This window comes from Streptomyces sp. NPDC088350 (assembly GCF_044753545.1).
Classification (GTDB): domain Bacteria; phylum Actinomycetota; class Actinomycetes; order Streptomycetales; family Streptomycetaceae; genus Streptomyces.
In genome coordinates, this window is record NZ_JBIVNL010000007.1 from 338,390 (window position 1) to 354,247 (window position 15,858).

Annotated in this window: 14 protein-coding genes and 1 pseudogene; 8 read left to right on the forward strand and 7 right to left on the reverse strand. The window is 69.9% G+C overall.

Annotated features, from left to right (window positions below):
* Positions 1-80: 80 nt before the first annotated feature.
* The 3 genes and pseudogenes from ACIQBL_RS26135 to ACIQBL_RS26145 all read right to left on the reverse strand — a co-directional run.
* Positions 81-413, reverse strand: a pseudogene (locus ACIQBL_RS26135) (MFS transporter); the annotation flags it as partial.
* Positions 414-778: 365 nt separating this feature from the next.
* Positions 779-1,333, reverse strand: a complete 555-nt coding sequence (locus tag ACIQBL_RS26140) for a methylated-DNA--[protein]-cysteine S-methyltransferase (protein ID WP_401945352.1) — start codon at positions 1,331-1,333, stop codon at positions 779-781.
* A 45-nt stretch (positions 1,334-1,378) separates the two neighbouring features.
* Positions 1,379-2,254, reverse strand: coding sequence for a glycerophosphodiester phosphodiesterase (locus ACIQBL_RS26145; protein WP_401945354.1), 876 nt, complete (start codon positions 2,252-2,254; stop codon positions 1,379-1,381).
* A 278-nt stretch (positions 2,255-2,532) separates the two neighbouring features.
* On the opposite strand from ACIQBL_RS26145, the gene ACIQBL_RS26150 reads away from it, so the two are divergent.
* The 7 genes from ACIQBL_RS26150 to ACIQBL_RS26180 all read left to right on the forward strand — a co-directional run bounded on the left by ACIQBL_RS26150 (position 2,533) and on the right by ACIQBL_RS26180 (position 11,207).
* A complete protein-coding gene (locus ACIQBL_RS26150; protein WP_401945356.1) occupies positions 2,533-3,396 on the forward strand; it encodes an MHYT domain-containing protein in 864 nt (287 codons plus the stop codon).
* A 40-nt stretch (positions 3,397-3,436) separates the two neighbouring features.
* On the forward strand, positions 3,437-5,575 hold the full coding sequence (gene uvrB, locus ACIQBL_RS26155; protein WP_401945357.1) for an excinuclease ABC subunit UvrB: 2,139 nt from the start codon (positions 3,437-3,439) through the stop codon (positions 5,573-5,575).
* 158 nt (positions 5,576-5,733) lie between these two features.
* Positions 5,734-6,312 (forward strand): TerD family protein, encoded by a 579-nt coding sequence (locus ACIQBL_RS26160; RefSeq protein ID WP_019060481.1) that lies wholly within the window; start codon positions 5,734-5,736, stop codon positions 6,310-6,312.
* Positions 6,313-6,362: 50 nt separating this feature from the next.
* Positions 6,363-8,363, forward strand: coding sequence for a TerD family protein (locus ACIQBL_RS26165; protein WP_401945359.1), 2,001 nt, complete (start codon positions 6,363-6,365; stop codon positions 8,361-8,363).
* A gap of 234 nt (positions 8,364-8,597) precedes the next feature.
* A complete protein-coding gene (locus ACIQBL_RS26170) occupies positions 8,598-9,599 on the forward strand; it encodes a TerC family protein (protein ID WP_401945360.1) in 1,002 nt (333 codons plus the stop codon).
* Positions 9,600-9,727: 128 nt separating this feature from the next.
* Positions 9,728-10,042, forward strand: coding sequence for a hypothetical protein (locus tag ACIQBL_RS26175; RefSeq protein WP_401945362.1), 315 nt, complete (start codon positions 9,728-9,730; stop codon positions 10,040-10,042).
* A gap of 61 nt (positions 10,043-10,103) precedes the next feature.
* Positions 10,104-11,207 carry a calcium:proton antiporter gene (locus ACIQBL_RS26180; protein ID WP_401945364.1) on the forward strand — a complete coding sequence of 368 codons (1,104 nt, stop codon included), beginning with the start codon at positions 10,104-10,106 and terminating at the stop codon, positions 11,205-11,207.
* Positions 11,208-11,290: 83 nt separating this feature from the next.
* On the opposite strand, the gene ACIQBL_RS26185 is transcribed toward ACIQBL_RS26180, so the two are convergent.
* Positions 11,291-12,562: an MFS transporter gene (locus ACIQBL_RS26185; protein ID WP_401945366.1), complete on the reverse strand. Its 1,272-nt coding sequence runs from the start codon at positions 12,560-12,562 to the stop codon at positions 11,291-11,293.
* 172 nt (positions 12,563-12,734) lie between these two features.
* Here ACIQBL_RS26185 and aroQ point away from each other — a divergent pair, with 172 nt between their 5' ends.
* Positions 12,735-13,208, forward strand: coding sequence for a type II 3-dehydroquinate dehydratase (gene aroQ, locus ACIQBL_RS26190; protein WP_401945368.1), 474 nt, complete (start codon positions 12,735-12,737; stop codon positions 13,206-13,208).
* A 39-nt stretch (positions 13,209-13,247) separates the two neighbouring features.
* Here aroQ and ACIQBL_RS26195 read toward each other — a convergent pair whose 3' ends face one another.
* From ACIQBL_RS26195 to ACIQBL_RS26205, 3 genes are read right to left on the reverse strand one after another with little or no spacing between them, the layout of a single operon-like run.
* Positions 13,248-14,018, reverse strand: coding sequence for an amino acid ABC transporter ATP-binding protein (locus ACIQBL_RS26195; RefSeq protein WP_401945370.1), 771 nt, complete (start codon positions 14,016-14,018; stop codon positions 13,248-13,250).
* Entirely contained in the window at positions 14,015-14,932 is a 918-nt protein-coding gene (locus ACIQBL_RS26200; RefSeq protein ID WP_401945372.1) for an amino acid ABC transporter permease, read from the reverse strand. Before ACIQBL_RS26200 ends, ACIQBL_RS26195 begins: the two co-directional genes overlap by 4 nt.
* Positions 14,929-15,813: an ABC transporter substrate-binding protein gene (locus ACIQBL_RS26205; RefSeq protein WP_401945373.1), complete on the reverse strand. Its 885-nt coding sequence runs from the start codon at positions 15,811-15,813 to the stop codon at positions 14,929-14,931. Before ACIQBL_RS26205 ends, ACIQBL_RS26200 begins: the two co-directional genes overlap by 4 nt.
* Positions 15,814-15,858: the final 45 nt, after the last annotated feature.

Sequence of the window (15,858 nt, forward strand, 5' to 3'; positions counted from 1 at the left end):
AGTGGCTGTGCGCGCGCATGGCGGAGTCTGCTACCGGCTCGGCCTCCCGGCCACCCTTCGCGGGCATCGGAAACCGGGGCCTTCCGGGAGCGGGTGAACAACGCCGACGCGGCCAGGGGTATCAGCAGGCAGGCGGCGGTGGGATCCAGCCAGCCGTAGCTCGCCCGTGCGACCACCAGGCCGGCCACCGCCCCGCCGATGCCGGCCGAGGTGTTCATGGTGAGGTCGGACAGGCACTGCGCGGCGGCACGCGCGGGCTGTGACACCGAGTCCGTGAGCAGCGCCGAACCGGAGACGAGCCCCGCCGACCAGCCCAGGCCCAGCACGAACAGCCCCAGCGCGATCCGCCCGAGACTCCCGCCCGCCGTACCGGCGAGGAACGCGGCACAGGCTGGCAGCCCCACCGCGAGGCCTGAGCGGCGCGAACGGCATCGACAGCACCGCCGTGCCCGTCACGGCCGCCGTGGGCGCCGGCCCGGACAGCGACGCGATCCCGCTGACCTGCTCGGCCACTACGGCGGCCGGCGCGATCCCCTATCGCCCCCGAGCCCGCCCAGGATCTGCGTCGCGATCGGCACACCGGGCACCCGGCGCCGCAGCGCGGGCAGCCGGTCGGCGACGGCTCGCCCTTCTGCGGCGGCCACGGCCGCGTCCGCACGCGTACCCGGTCGTCGCCGTGTCCGCGCACGCACCCGATATCGCCGCGACCGCACGCGTACGTGAAGCCGGTCCTCACCAGCACAGCGTCCCCCCGGTTGCTTCTTGTCCACCCGAGCCCTCAGAACAACGGCTCGGGCAGCACCCCCTCCAGTGCCAGCAGCTGCCGCTTCGTCTCCAGGCCGCCCCCGAACCCGCCGATGCCGCCGTCGCTCTCGACGACCCGATGGCAGGGCACGACGACCGGCAGCGGATTGGAACCCATCGCCACGCCCACCGCCTGGGCCGCGCGCGGCTGACCGACGCGTCCGGCCAGATCGCCGTACCCGACGACCGAGCCGTACGGCACCCCGGACGCCAGCTCGCGCAGCACCTGCCGGTTGAAGCCGGAGATCAGGGACCAGTCGAGCGGCAGGTCGAAGTCGCGCCGCGTACCGGCGAAGTAGGCCTCGACCTGACGTATCGCCTCGGCCAGCAGAGGGGAGTCGGGCGCCTCGACCGGCTCGGTGCCCAGCCGGGACGCCAGCCGGTCGAGTGTCCTGTCGCGCACCGCGTCCGTGGCGTGGAACACGACGTTGACCAGGCCGTCCTGTGTCGCGGCCAGCAGCAGCGGACCGATGTCGGTGCCGACGACGGTCCACACGACCCGCTGCTCGTTCTGCCCATGGCTGTCCATGCGCCCACCGTACGACCCGGCACTGACAACGCCCCGCGAGCGGCCTCAGAACCCGTTCAGCGCGGACCGCACCACGTCCGGTTTGTTGGTGATGAGCCCGTCGACGCCGTACCCGGCGACCTTCCAGGCCGTGGGCGCGTCGTCCACGGTCCAGGCGTACACCTCCATCGGACCGCCGTGCGGGCCGGTGAACCCGTGCACCGCGGAGACATAGCTGTGGGAGATCGAGCCGTACGACGGGTTGATCAGGTCGGCGAAGGCGGCGTAGTCGTGCAGGGCCGACACGGAGGGCGTGCCGAGGAAGCCGGTCCTGATGCCCGGCTTGAGGTCGTGCACGACCCGGATGCTGTCCGCGCTGAAGCTCTGCACGATCAGCCGGTTGCCGAGGTGCCCCTCGTCCAGCCACCCCTCGTTGCCCAGGAGCTTGAGGGTCTGCTGCTCGATGCCGGGGTACAGCTCAGGGTTCTTGATCTCCAGGAGCAGGCTCTGGTGGTTGTGCTCCACCTCGCGCATGTACTGCGTGAGCGTCGGCACGCGTGTGCCCTTGTACGCGGCGCCGAACCAGCTCCCCGCGTCGAGACGGGCGATCTCGGCGGCGGTGAAGTCCTTCACCTTCCAGGGGGCCCGGTCGGGGAACACCTTCGCGACGTCGGTGGTGCGCTTCAGGCTGTCGTCGTGGATGACGACGAGTTCACCGTCCTTGGTGCGCTGGACGTCGTTCTCGACCCACTGGAAGCCGAGCCGGGCCGCCCTGTCGATGGAGGCCAGGGTGTTCTCGGGGGCGTAGGCGGACGCGCCCCGGTGGGCGACGACCGTGGGCCACTGGGTGGCGTCGCCCGCCAGGGCGTCGGGGGAGGGGAGCAGAAGGGCGGCGGCCCCCAGGAGCGCGGTGGTCGAGGCGGCAACTGCGCGCAGGTGCATGCGTACTCCTCGCATCGGGCGATCACATACAGCTCAAGAGTGACAGCGGAACGTCACTACCCGTGGGGTACAGGATGGACACAGAATGAATGGAGTTGCCCAAGTCCGCTCACCGGTGCCGCACAACTGGGGCAGGGCCGTGTTTCTTTGCCGGAAAATCGTTCGACCATTCCGGTGGGGGTCATACTCTCTGCGTCGACCCTGACCGTTCCCACGGTCCTGGGGCCGGGCGCGTTTCAGGGATTCCGGAACGGAACAGGGCGGAAGGGTAACTGCGCATGCAGGGCACGGTCGACGGATTCGGCTACGGACTCGTCACACCGCTGGTGGCCTATCTCATGGCGTGCCTCGGTGGCGCCCTCGGCCTGCGCTGCACCACCAGATCGATGCTCGTCGCCCAGTCCTGGCGCCCCGGATGGCTCGCCCTCGGATCGGCGGCGATCGGTTCCGGCATATGGACGATGCACTTCATCGCGATGATGGGCTTCTCGGTCCGGCAGACACCGGTCCAATACGACAAACCGATGACCTACGCGAGCCTCGCCGTCGCCATCATCATGGTGGGCGTCGGGATCTTCATCGTCGGCTACAGGGGCGCCAAGGGGACGGCCCTGTTCACCGGCGGCACCCTCACCGGCCTGGGTATCGCCTCGATGCACTACCTGGGCATGGCGAGCATGCGCCTCAACGGAAAACTCGAATACAACACGTTCACCGTCTCCGTGTCCGTCGTCATAGCGGTCGTGGCCGCGATCAGCGCCCTGTGGGCGGCCGGACAGGTCCGCGGGATCCTGTGGAGCGTGGGCGCGAGCCTCGTCATGGGGCTCGCCGTCACCGGCATGCACTACACCGGCATGGCCGCCCTCAGCGTCCACGTCCACGGCACGGCCGCGACCACCGACGGCGTGTCGGCCGCGTCACTGCTCGCGCCCATGATGATCGGCCCCCTTGTCTTCCTCTGCCTGGCCGGTGTCGTCGTGGTGTTCGACCCGCTGATGGTCATGGGCAAGCCCGACCGGCCCGCCGTCGAGCACAAGCCCGGCGTCCCGGCCGGTGCCCTCGTCCCGCGCCCCCGGCGTGCCCCCGTCCGCGCCGACCGCGACCTCGGGCACCGCCGCTCCCGCACCCCGCAGAACCGCTGATCCGACCCCGTTGTCAGTGGCGGGTCGTACGGTTGGTTCCATGCGGCCCGTTTCCCACATCGAACGCACGGTGGCGCCCTTCGAGGTCGTCAGCTCCTACCAGCCCAGCGGCGACCAGCCGGCGGCCATCGCCGAGCTGGCCCGGCGCGTCGAGGCAGGTGAGAAGGACGTCGTCCTCCTGGGCGCGACCGGCACCGGCAAGTCCGCCACCACCGCGTGGATGATCGAGAAGCTCCAGCGCCCCACCCTGGTGATGGCGCCGAACAAGACCCTGGCCGCCCAGCTGGCCAACGAGTTCCGCGAGCTCCTGCCGAACAACGCGGTCGAGTACTTCGTCTCGTACTACGACTACTACCAGCCCGAGGCCTACGTCCCGCAGTCGGACACCTACATCGAGAAGGACTCCTCGGTCAACGAGGAGGTCGAGCGCCTGCGCCACTCCGCGACCAACTCGCTGCTCACCCGCCGCGACGTCATCGTCGTCGCCTCGGTCTCCTGCATCTACGGCCTCGGTACTCCCCAGGAGTACGTGGACCGCATGGTCCCCTTCAAGGTCGGCGACGAGATCGACCGCGACCAGCTGCTGCGCCGCTTCGTGGACATCCAGTACACGCGCAACGACGTGGCCTTCAGCCGGGGCACCTTCCGCGTCCGCGGCGACACCATCGAGATCTTCCCGGTCTACGAGGAACTGGCCGTCCGCATCGAGATGTTCGGCGACGAGATCGAGGCCCTCTCCACCCTCCATCCGCTCACCGGCGAGATCATCAGCGAGGACGAGCACCTCTACGTCTTCCCGGCCTCCCACTACATCGCGGGCCCCGAGCGCATGGAGCGGGCCGTCAACGACATCGAGAAGGAACTCGGCGAGCGGCTGGCCGAGATGGAGAAGCAGGGCAAGCTCCTGGAGGCCCAGCGCCTGCGGATGCGGACCACGTACGACCTGGAGATGCTCCGCCAGATCGGCTCCTGCTCCGGCGTCGAGAACTACTCGATGCACTTCGACGGCCGCGAGCCCGGCTCCGCGCCGAACACCCTGATCGACTACTTCCCGGAAGACTTCCTCCTCGTCATCGACGAGTCGCACAACACGGTCCCGCAGATCGGCGCGATGTACGAGGGCGACGCCTCCCGCAAGCGCACCCTCGTCGACCACGGCTTCCGGCTCCCCTCCGCCCTGGACAACCGCCCCCTGAAGTGGGAGGAGTTCCAGAAGCGCATCGGACAGACGGTCTACCTGTCGGCGACCCCCGGCAAGTACGAGCTGTCGCGCGCGGACGGCGCCGTCGAGCAGATCATCCGCCCCACCGGCCTCATCGACCCCGAGGTCGTCGTCAAGCCCACCGAGGGCCAGATCGACGACCTGGTGCACGAGATCCGCAAGCGCACCGAGAAGGACGAGCGGGTCCTGGTCACCACGCTCACCAAGAAGATGGCCGAGGACCTCACGGACTACTTCCTTGAACTCGGCATCCAGGTCCGCTACTTGCACAGCGACGTCGACACCCTGCGCCGCATCGAGCTGCTGCGCGAGCTGCGCTCAGGCGAGTTCGACGTCCTGGTCGGCATCAACCTCCTCCGCGAGGGCCTCGACCTGCCCGAGGTGTCCCTGGTCGCCATCCTGGACGCCGACAAGGAGGGCTTCCTGCGCTCCGGCACCTCCCTGATCCAGACCATCGGCCGCGCGGCGCGCAACGTGTCCGGTCAGGTCCACATGTACGCCGACCGGATCACCCCGGCGATGGAGAAGGCCATCGAGGAGACCAACCGCCGTAGGGAGAAGCAGGTCGCGTACAACACGGAGCGCGGCATCGACCCCCAGCCGCTCCGCAAGAAGATCAACGACATCGTCGCGCAGATCGCCCGCGAGGACGTCGACACGGAGCAGCTGCTCGGCTCGGGCTACCGCAAGGCCAAGGACGGAAAGGGCGCCAAGGCCCCGGTGCCCTCACTCGGCGGCAAGGCCGCGAAGGCGTCCAAGTCCGTCAAGGGGAAGGCCAAGGACGGGGCGCCGACCGACCGCCCCGCGGCCGAACTCGCCGAACAGATCGAGGAGATGACGGCACGCATGCGCGCCGCCGCCGCCGACCTGCAGTTCGAGGTCGCGGCCCGGCTGCGCGACGAGGTCCACGAGATGAAGAAGGAACTGCGGCAGATGAAGGAGGGCGGTCTGGCCTGACCGCCCGGGTGGACCGCCGGACCTCGGGGTATGCGCTCTGTGTTGCAAGACCGACACAAAGCGGGAACCGGGGTTCGGCACTGTCAGTGCCGCTGCGTAGGGTTCTGAACATCCGCGGATTCCGCGGCAACAGGGGACAGTTCGAGAGGGGAACAGCCGTGACCGTCAACATGACCAAGGGTCAGGCCATCAGTCTGCAGAAGAACGACGGGACCGGCCTGACCGCGGTGCGCATGGGTCTCGGTTGGCAGGCGGCTCCCCGGCGCGGCCTGTTCGGCTCGCGCACCCGGGAGATCGACCTCGACGCGTCCGCCGTGCTCTTCGCGGACAAGCAGCCGGTCGACGTGGTGTTCTTCCGCCACCTGGTGAGCGACGACGGCTCCGTGCGCCACACCGGGGACAACCTCGTGGGCGGTGTCGGCCAGGGCGGCGACGACGAGGCCATCCTCGTCGACCTCGCGCGCGTGCCGGTCCACATCGACCAGATCGTCTTCACCGTGAACTCCTTCACGGGCCAGACCTTCCAGGAAGTGCAGAACGCGTTCTGCCGCCTGGTCGACGAGACCAACGGCCAGGAGCTGGCCCGCTACACACTGGCGGGCGGCGGCCAGTACACGGCCCAGATCATGGCGAAGGTGCACCGCTCCGGCTCGGGCTGGACACTGACGGCCCTCGGCACGCCGACCAACGGCCGCACCTTCCAGGACCTGATGCCGGCGATCCTGCCGCACCTCTAGGGCGCCCCGGCACACACCACACGACACGGCTGAGCAGGGGGACGAGAGCGATGGCGGCCGAGCTGGTGCGAGGGCAGAACCACCCGCTCTCCCAGGTGCGTCTGGAGATCCGGGTCACGGCAGGCAAGCCGGTCGTGGCCGCCGCCACGCTCGGCGACGAGCACGGCAGGATCCACGGCGTCGAGTGGGTGGCCCACCCGGGCACACCCACCCTGCCCGGACTGGAGGTCTCCAAGCAGGCCGCGGCAGACCACCGCCTGGCGGTGGACCTCGGCGCCATGCCGGAGGCCGTGCACCGCGTCAGCGTGCTCCTCGCCCTTCCCCTCGGCGTCGGCGGCCCCGCCCGCTTCGGCGCCGTCGCCGCGCCCTTCGTCGCCGTCACCGGCCTCGACGGCACCGAGGTCGCCAGCTACACGATCACCGGCCTGGACGCCGAATCCGCCGTCGTCGCCCTGGAGTTGTACCGCAGGCAGGGCGCCTGGAAGGTGCGCGCGGTGGGCCAGGGCTACGCGGGCGGCCTCGCCGAACTCCTCACCGACCAGGGCCTGCCCCAGGCCCCGCACCTCGCGGGCAGCATCAACGAAGCGGTGGCCCAGGGCCTGGCCCGCTCCGTGGCGGCACCCCCGCCCCGCCCCCCGGACGCCGATCGCACCCGCCAGACGGCCACCCCGGCCCTCGGCCCTGAGGGGAGCGGCTCTACGACGCAGGGCGCCCCCGGCGCCGCAGCGCCGCAGCCGCCGACCTCTCCGTACGGTGCCCAAGGTGCTGTGGCGCCGTCGTCCGGATATCCCGCGGACCCAGCCCCCGCCCAGCCCGCCGCCCCCGCGACCGGCGGTCCGATCGACTACAGCCACCCGCGTCGGCAGACCGGGGCGCCGCCGCAGCCCGCGCCGACCGCGCCGCCGGCTCCGCCCGGACAGGCGGCGCAGCCCGTTGCCGGTGACGCGACCGGGTGGTCGATGGAGGAGCGGCTCTACAACCAGGTGTGGGGCATGTTCGAGGACCTGGCGCGCACCATGTCCGCGTACCGCAGCGCGGTCGACTTCGCGGACTCACGCATGGAGAAGGAACTCGACCATGCCCTGTCCGACCCGCGCAGCCGGATCGGCGGGCAGGGTGACGCGGCCCGCGAGGCGGCCCAGGCCAAGCATGCCCAACTCGTCGACCAGGCACGGGCGGCCCTCGACCGGGATCTCGCCCAGCTGACCGCCGAGTCCGAGGTGGTCGAACCCGCGCTCCCACCGGCGTTCGCGGGCTGGGACAACCCCGTCTGGCACGGCTACCGCGTCCCGATGGAGATCCCCATGGCCCTGCGCCTGGGCGATCTCCATCTCCCGGAGAGCCCCGAGCTGCGCATCCCGATGCTGATGCGGCTGCCGTTGGAGCGCGGCCTGTGGATCGACAGCGGCAACGACTCCCTCGACGGATCGTTCGCCGACTCCCACGAGCTGCGGCGCCTCGCGCTGGACACGGCCGTGGCGCACGCGGCCCGGCTGCTCGCCGTCTATCCGGTGGGCGAGTTCGCCGTGCACGTCATCGACCCGGCCGGTTCGGCGGCGCAGGCACTGGTCCCGCTGGTCCACACGGGGGTGCTCGCGGCGCCGCCCGCCGTCGGGGCCGCAGGAGTGACCGACGTCCTGACCCGGCTCACCCAGCGGGTGGACCTGGTGCAGATGGCCGTGCGCGGTGGCGCCGCCGACTCGCTGCCGCCCGGTCTCGACACGGCAGAGCAACTGCTGATCGTCAACGACTTCCCGCACGGCTTCGACGACCGGGCCGTGACCCAGCTGCGCTATCTCGCCGACGAGGGCCCGTCCGTCGGCGTCCATCTGATGATGGTCGCGGACCGCGAGGACGCGGCCGGCTACGGCCCGTTGCTCGACCCCCTCTGGCGTTCGCTGATGCGACTCACCCCGCTGCCCGACGACCACCTGGCCGACCCCTGGGTAGGACACGCCTGGACGTACGAGCCCTCGCTCGTGCCGCCGGGCAGTCAGGTGCTGCGGCAGGTGCTGACCGAGGTCGCGACGGCCCGCTCCAAGTACAGGTAAAGCGCCTCCACCTGCGTCTTTGTCCTTTCTTTGGTAATCGCTTTACCTTTCCTTGGTGATTGGGGTAGGCTCTTCCGTACGGAGGGGAGTACTCCCTATCTGCTGCGGCGTACCCGTCAATACGGATCAGGCCAGATCCCGGGGCGTCGGCCCTGGACGCCCGTCCAAGGTGGAAGAGACCTCCGGTAGCGACGACGCTGACCATTTGCCGTTAATACCGCCGGAGGAGCAGTAGTGGATGTTTCCGTGACCCTGTGGGTCCTGACCATCGTGGGGCTGGCCGCCCTCATCGCCGTCGACTTCTTCATCGGCCGCAAGCCGCATGACGTGTCGATCAAGGAAGCCGGAATCTGGACAGTCGTCTGGATCGCCCTGGCCGGGCTCTTCGGACTCGGCCTGCTCATCTTCGGTGGCGGCCAGGCCGGCGGCGAGTTCTTCGCCGGCTTCATCACCGAGAAGTCCCTGAGCGTCGACAACCTCTTCGTCTTCGTCCTGATCATGGCGAAGTTCGCCGTGCCCTCGCAGTACCAACAGCGGGTGCTGCTCGTCGGCGTCCTCATAGCCCTGGTCCTGCGGGCCATCTTCATCGCGGCCGGCGCGGCCGTCCTCGCCAACTTCGCGTGGGTCTTCTACATCTTCGGAGCCTTCCTCATCTGGACCGCCTGGAAGCTCATCCAGGAGGCCCGGGCCGACGACGAGGACGAGGAGTTCGAGGAGAACAAGCTGCTCAAGGCCGCCGAGCGCCGCTTCGGCGTGGCCGACCGGTACCACGGCACCAAGCTGTGGATCCAGGAGAACGGCAAGCGGGTCATGACCCCGATGCTCGTCGTGATGCTCGCCATCGGTACGACGGACGTGCTGTTCGCCCTCGACTCCATCCCCGCGATCTTCGGCCTGACCCAGGACCCGTACATCGTGTTCACGGCCAACGCGTTCGCGCTGATGGGCCTCAGGCAGCTGTACTTCCTCATCGGCGGCCTGCTGAAGAAGCTGGTCCACCTCAGCTACGGCCTGTCGGTCATCCTCGGCTTCATCGGCGTCAAGCTGGTGCTGCACGCGCTGCACGAGTCCGGCGTCCATGTCCCGGAGATCTCCATCCCGGTCTCGCTGGGCGTGATCTGCGGGGTCCTGGTCGTCACCACGATCACCAGCCTGATGGCCAACAAGAAGCAGGCGGCGGCCGAGGCGGCGCAGTCGGGGACCGAAGGCGCTCCGAAGGACAGCATCGACGCCTGACCACGCCGGACGTAGGAACAACGATCACCGGGAGCACCGCACGATGAATTGCCGACCACCGCTCCCGGTGCTTCGTTGGATACCGAGCGCGCCCTGCCCGGGAGCGCCACGGCCGGGTGGAGGCATCCATGGACGCATCGAAGAAGTTCGTGCAGATCGTCGACTTCGAGACCGACCGCTTCGACGAGATGCAAGCGGTGGCGGAGGAGGCGGACAAGCGCTTCGCAGGCCGTTCCGGCGGCCCGACGCACCGCCTCGTCCTGCGGGACCGGAACAAGCCGGGCCATGTCCTCGTCGTGATCGAGTTCGACTCGTACGAGGACGCCATGCGCAACAGTCAGGCCCCCGAGACCACCGAAATGGCCGAGCGGATGGCCGCGTTGTGTACCAGGCCGCCGTCGTTCACCGACTGCGACGTACTGGACATGACCGAGTTCAAGTAGCGCGCGACGGGCTCCGCGGCGCCGGAGTGCGGGGCCCGTACGCCTCTGCGAGGATCTCTTCATGATCACTCGGTTCAGGTCGCTCACCACCCGGTGGACGACCTTCGTACCGGTGCTCGCAGCCGTCCTGCTGGCCTTCACCTGGGGGCGGAAGGATCTGCCCGGCGTGGTCGTCGCCCTGGTGACCCTGGTCCTCGCCGGCGCCGTGCTGGCAGCGGTGCACCACGCGGAGGTGATCGCCCACCGCGTCGGCGAACCCTTCGGCTCCCTGGTCCTCGCCGTCGCCGTCACGATCATCGAAGTCGCCCTGATCGTCACCCTGATGGCCGACGGCGGCGACAAGAGCTCGACCCTCGCCAGAGACACCGTCTTCGCCGCCGTCATGATCACCTGCAACGGCATCGTCGGCCTGGTCCTCATCGTCGCCTCGCTGCGCCACGGCACGGCGGTCTTCAACCCCGAGGGCACCGGCGCCGCCCTCGCCACCGTGGCGACCCTGGCCACCCTCAGCCTGGTCCTGCCGACCTTCACCACCAGCAAACCGGGCCCCGAGTTCTCCGGCGCCCAGCTCACCTTCGCCGCGCTGTCCTCACTCGCCCTGTACGGCCTCTTCGTGGCCACGCAGACCGTGCGGCACCGCGACTACTTCCTGCCGGTCTCCCGGCAGGGCGAGGTCATCACCAAGGACCACCACGCGGACGCCCCGTCCGCCCGCACCGCCCTGATCAGCCTGGGCCTGCTGGGCCTCGCCCTGATCGGTGTGGTCGGGCTGGCCAAGGGCGTGTCGCCGACCATCGAGTCCGGCGTCGAGGCGGCAGGGCTGCACCACGCCGTCGTCGGTGTGATCATCGCGCTGCTCGTGCTGCTCCCCGAGACCATCGCCGCCCTGCGCTCCGCCCGCCGCGACCGGGTGCAGACCAGCCTCAACCTCGCGCTCGGCTCGGCCATGGCCAGCATCGGCCTCACCATCCCCGCCGTCGCCCTGGCGTCGGTGTGGCTCTCCGGGCCGCTCGTCCTCGGCCTCGGCTCCACGCACATGGTGCTGCTCGCCCTGACCGTGGTGGTGAGCTCGCTGACGGTGGTGCCGGGACGGGCGACACCGCTCCAGGGCGGAGTCCATCTGGTGCTGTTCGCGGCGTACTTGGAGCTGGCGATCAATCCGTAGCGTGCGGAGTTCCGTAGCGCGAGGCGTTCCGGACGGCGCGTAAACGCTTGCGCAAGCGTTTACGTCCCTTGCCGCGCGGGCCCTCACCCGGCGACCGGCTCCACGGCCACCACCTCCACCGGCCGGGTCTCCGGCAGCAGCGCGAAGCAACCCAGGCTGAAGAGCGCGACCCCCGTCAGATAGGCGCCCACAGCCCAGGGGACCCGCCCGCCGTGCTCGGCGAGCGCCGTCGCCACGATCGGGGTGAGCGCGCCGCCGAGGACCCCGCCGAGGTTGTAGCCCACGGCGGCACCCGTGCAGCGCACCCGAGGCTCGTACAGCTCCGGCAGATACGCGCCGAGCACCGCGAACATCATCACGAACGCGAGCAGCGCCCCGAGGAAGCCGAGGAACATCAGCAGCGGCGTGCCCGTGGCGAGGAGCGCGACCATCGGGAACATCCACAGCGCGGCGGCCGTGCACCCCAGCAGGCACAGCGTCCGCCGTCCGTAACGGTCGCTCAGCAGCGCCACCAGCGGGGTGAGCGAACCCTTCACCACCACGGCGGCCATGATGCAGGTCAGCATGACGGTACGGCCGACCCCGAGCCGCTCCGTGCCGTAGGCGAGGGACCAGGTCGTCACCGCGTAGAAGACGGCGTACCCGATCGACAGCGCCCCGGCGGTCAGCAGCACCAGTCGCCAGTGCTCGCGCACGACTTCGGCGAGGGGCACGCGCGCGTGGTCGTCGATTTCGAGGAACCGCGGGCTCTCGGCGAGCGACGAACGCAGCCACAGCCCGCCCAGGGCCAGCACCCCGGCCACCCAGAACGGCACCCGCCAGCCCCACTGGGCGAACTGCGCGTCGGTCAGGGTCGCCGACAGCGCCAGCATCACACCGTTGGCCAGCAGGAACCCCACCGCCGGCCCGGCCTGCGGGAAGCTCGACCACAGCCCGCGCCGCCCGGCGGGCGCGTGCTCGGCGGTCAGCAGCACCGCCCCGCCCCACTCCCCGCCGAGCCCCAGCCCCTGCAGAAAACGCAAGCCCAGAAGGAGCACGGGAGCGGCCACCCCGATCGAGCCGTACGACGGCACGCAGCCGACCGCGACCGTCGAGGCACCGGTCAGCAGCAGGGAGGCCACGAGGACCGGCCGGCGTCCGCGCCGGTCCCCGAAGTGACCGAACAGCACCGAACCCAGCGGACGCGCCACGAAGCCCACACCGAACGTCGCGAAGGCGGCCAGCGTGCCCGCCACCGGCGAGAACGTCGGGAAGAACAGCGGCCCGAGGACCAGGGCCGCCGCCGTGCCGTAGACGAAGAAGTCGTAGAACTCGATCGCGGTCCCGGCGAGGGAGGCGGCCGCGAGCCGGAGCATGGAGGGTGTTCTTACGGTGTGTACATCGTGCATGCCGCGTCAACTACCCACAGTGAACAACGGTTACGGGGGCGTGCGGAGGCGCGGAGGGGTCGTGATAGACCGGGTCCGAGCAGCGGCCGTCGACCGGCGGCCCACCTCGAACGACATGTCCGAACGGACCGGAGGAACCGTGCCCCGCACCCTGGCCAACGCCCCGATCATGATCCTCAACGGCCCCAACCTGAACCTCCTGGGCCAGCGCCAGCCGGAGATCTACGGCTCCGACACGCTCGCCGACGTCGAGACCCTGTGTGCCAAGGCCGCGGCCACGCACGGCGGCACGGTGGACTTCCGGCAGTCCAACCACGAGGGCGAGCTTGTGGACTGGATCCACGAGGCACGGCTGAACCACTGCGGCATCGTGATCAACCCGGGGGCGTACTCGCACACCTCCATCGCGATCCTGGATGCCCTCAACACCTGTGACGGGCTACCGGTGCTGGAGGTCCACATCTCCAACATCCACCAGCGCGAGTCGTTCCGGCACCACTCGTACGTCTCGCTGCGTGCCGACGGTGTCATCGCGGGGTGCGGGGTGCAGGGGTACGTGTTCGGTGTGGAGCGAGTCGCCGCGCTGGTGGGGGCGGGGACGGCCGACGCGTAGGGCGTACTGCGTAAGCACCGGCCTCCTGGCGCACGCCCCTTACAGGCGGCCCGCCTCCACGATCCGTCGCAGGAAGCGCTGTGTGCGCTCCTGCTGCGGGTCGCCGAAGATCTGCTGGGCGGTGCCGCGCTCCAGGACGACGCCTCCGTCCAGGAAGCACACCTGGTCGGCGACGTCCCGCGCGAAGCCCATCTCGTGGGTGGCCAGCACCATGGTCATGCCCTCGTCCTTCAAGTCCCGGACCACGGCGAGCACTTCACCGACCAGCTCGGGGTCGAGCGCGGCGGTGATCTCGTCGAAGAGTAGCAGTCGGGGGCGTACGGCGAGAGCGCGCACGATCGCGACCCGCTGCTGCTGACCGCCGCTCAGCCGGTCGGGGTAGGCGCCCGCCTTGTCCCCGAGCCCGAGCCGCTCCAGCAGCTCACGCGCGTGTGCCTCGGCCTCCGCGCGGGACACGCCGTGCACCCGGCGCGGGGCGAGGGTGATGTTCTCCAGGACGGTCATGTGCGGGAACAGGTTGTACGCCTGGAACACCACGCCGATACGGCGGCGTATCGCGTCCGGGTCGACGCGCGGGTCGGTGATCTCCTCGCCGTCCAGCCAGATCGCGCCGTCGTCGATGTCCTCCAGGAGGTTCGCGCACCGCAGCAGCGTCGACTTGCCGGAGCCGGAGGCGCCGATCAGCGCCGTCACGGTGTGCGGAGGGACCTCCAGGTCGACGTCCCGCAGGACGACGGACGTACCGAAGGTCTTGCGGACGGACTCCATGCGCAGCACGGGAGCGGTGGCGGAGATGTCGGCGGTGCTCATGTCGTGCCTCCCTGGGCGCGCTGCCGGTCCATCCTGGCCGTCACCCAGTCCGTGAAGCGGGTCATCGGGATGGTCAGCGCCACGAAGACGAGCCCCGCGACGATGTACGGCGTGTAGTTCAGGGCGCGCTGCGCGATGATGTCGGACGCGCGTACGGCGTCGATCGCGCCGCCGATGGACACGAGCCCGGTGTCCTTCTGGAGGGACACGAGATCGTTCAACAAGGGCGGCACCTGTCGGCGTACGGCCTGGGGCAGCACCACGTGCCGCAACGCCTGCCGGTTGGTCAGGCCCAGCGAGCGGGCCGCGGCGCGCTGCGAGGGGTGAATGGACTCGATGCCGGCGCGGAACACCTCGGCGACGTACGCCGAGTACGTGAGCGTCAGCGCCGCGCCACCCAGCCACACGGGGTCGACGGTCACGCCCTGGAGGCGCAACGCGGGCACTCCGAAGACCACGATCATCAGGTTGATGATGAGCGGCAGTCCGCGGAAGAAGTCCGTGTAGGCCGCCGCCAGCACGCGCAGGGGGAAGAAAACCGGTCCGCGCAGGGTGCGTGCGACGGCGATCAGCATGCCCAGGACGAGCACCAGGACACCGCAGATCAGCAGCAGCCGGATGTTGAGCCACAGGCCTTCGAGGACCTTGGGGAACGCCTCGCGCGCGTAGTGCCCGTCGAAGAACGTCTCCTTGGTGCGCTCCCAGCCCGGCGCGCTGACCACGACCACGTACAGGACGACGGCCGTGACCAGGGTCGACACCGCGGCGATCGCGGTCGCGCGACGGGCACGCGCGCGTTTGTGCCGCTCCCGGTCCAGGCGGCGCTGCGAGGGGACGTACGCGTCGCCCCCGCCGGGCATGTCGCCCTTGTCGTCCGCGGCCTCCCGGCCGGAGTCGTCCTTCACCACGGTCACTTGAGGACCGGGGCGTCGACGGCGTCGGACAGCCACTGCTTCTCCAGCGCGGCCAGCGTGCCGTCCTTGCGGAGGGCGTCCACGGCCGACGTCACGCACGACGTGAGGTCGCTGCCCTTGTCGAGCACGAGCCCGAACTGCTCCGGCGTGCCGCCCTGGTTCTCGAACTGACCGACGATCTTGGCGTTGGTGACCTCGGCGGAGGTGATGTAGAAGGCGGTCGGCAGGTCGACGACGATCGCGTCGACCTGGCCGTTCTTGAGCGCGGAGACGGCCTGGTCGTTCTTGGAGAACGCGGCCTCCTGCTGCGTCGGCTTCACCACGTCGCTGATGTAGTTCAGGCTCGTGGTGCCGACCTGGGCCCCCAGCTTGAGGCCCTTGAGGCCCGCGATGCCCGTCGCCTTGGCGGCCTTGCTGCCCTTGAGCGCGATGACGGCCTGACGCACATCGTAGTAGCCGGACGAGAAGTCGACGGCCTTCTTGCGCTCGGTGCTGATCGACACCTGGTTGATGTCGAAGTCGAAGGTCTTCACGCCGGGCGCGAAGGCCTTGTTGAAGGGGACGCTCTGCCAGACGACGGCGCTCTTGTCGTAGCCGAGCTGCTTCGCCACCGCGTACGCCACCGCCGACTCGAAGCCCTTGCCGTTGGCGGGCTTGTCGTCCTCGAACCACGGCTCGTACGCCGGTTCGTCCGTGGCGATCGTCAGCTTGCCGGAGGTCTGGGTGGCCAACTTGCCCTTGGCGCAGGTGGTCCCGGTCGACCCGGAGGCCTTGTCGGAGGCCTTGTCCTCCGGCTGCGGAGCACAGCCGACGGCGGTGGCGAGCAGGGCTATGGTTGCGGCGGCTACCGCGCGGCGCAGTACGCGAGGGGCAAGGTGCATGGCGGGAGAGTGACAGTCGGACGTCCTGATTGTCCAGGTCACAGC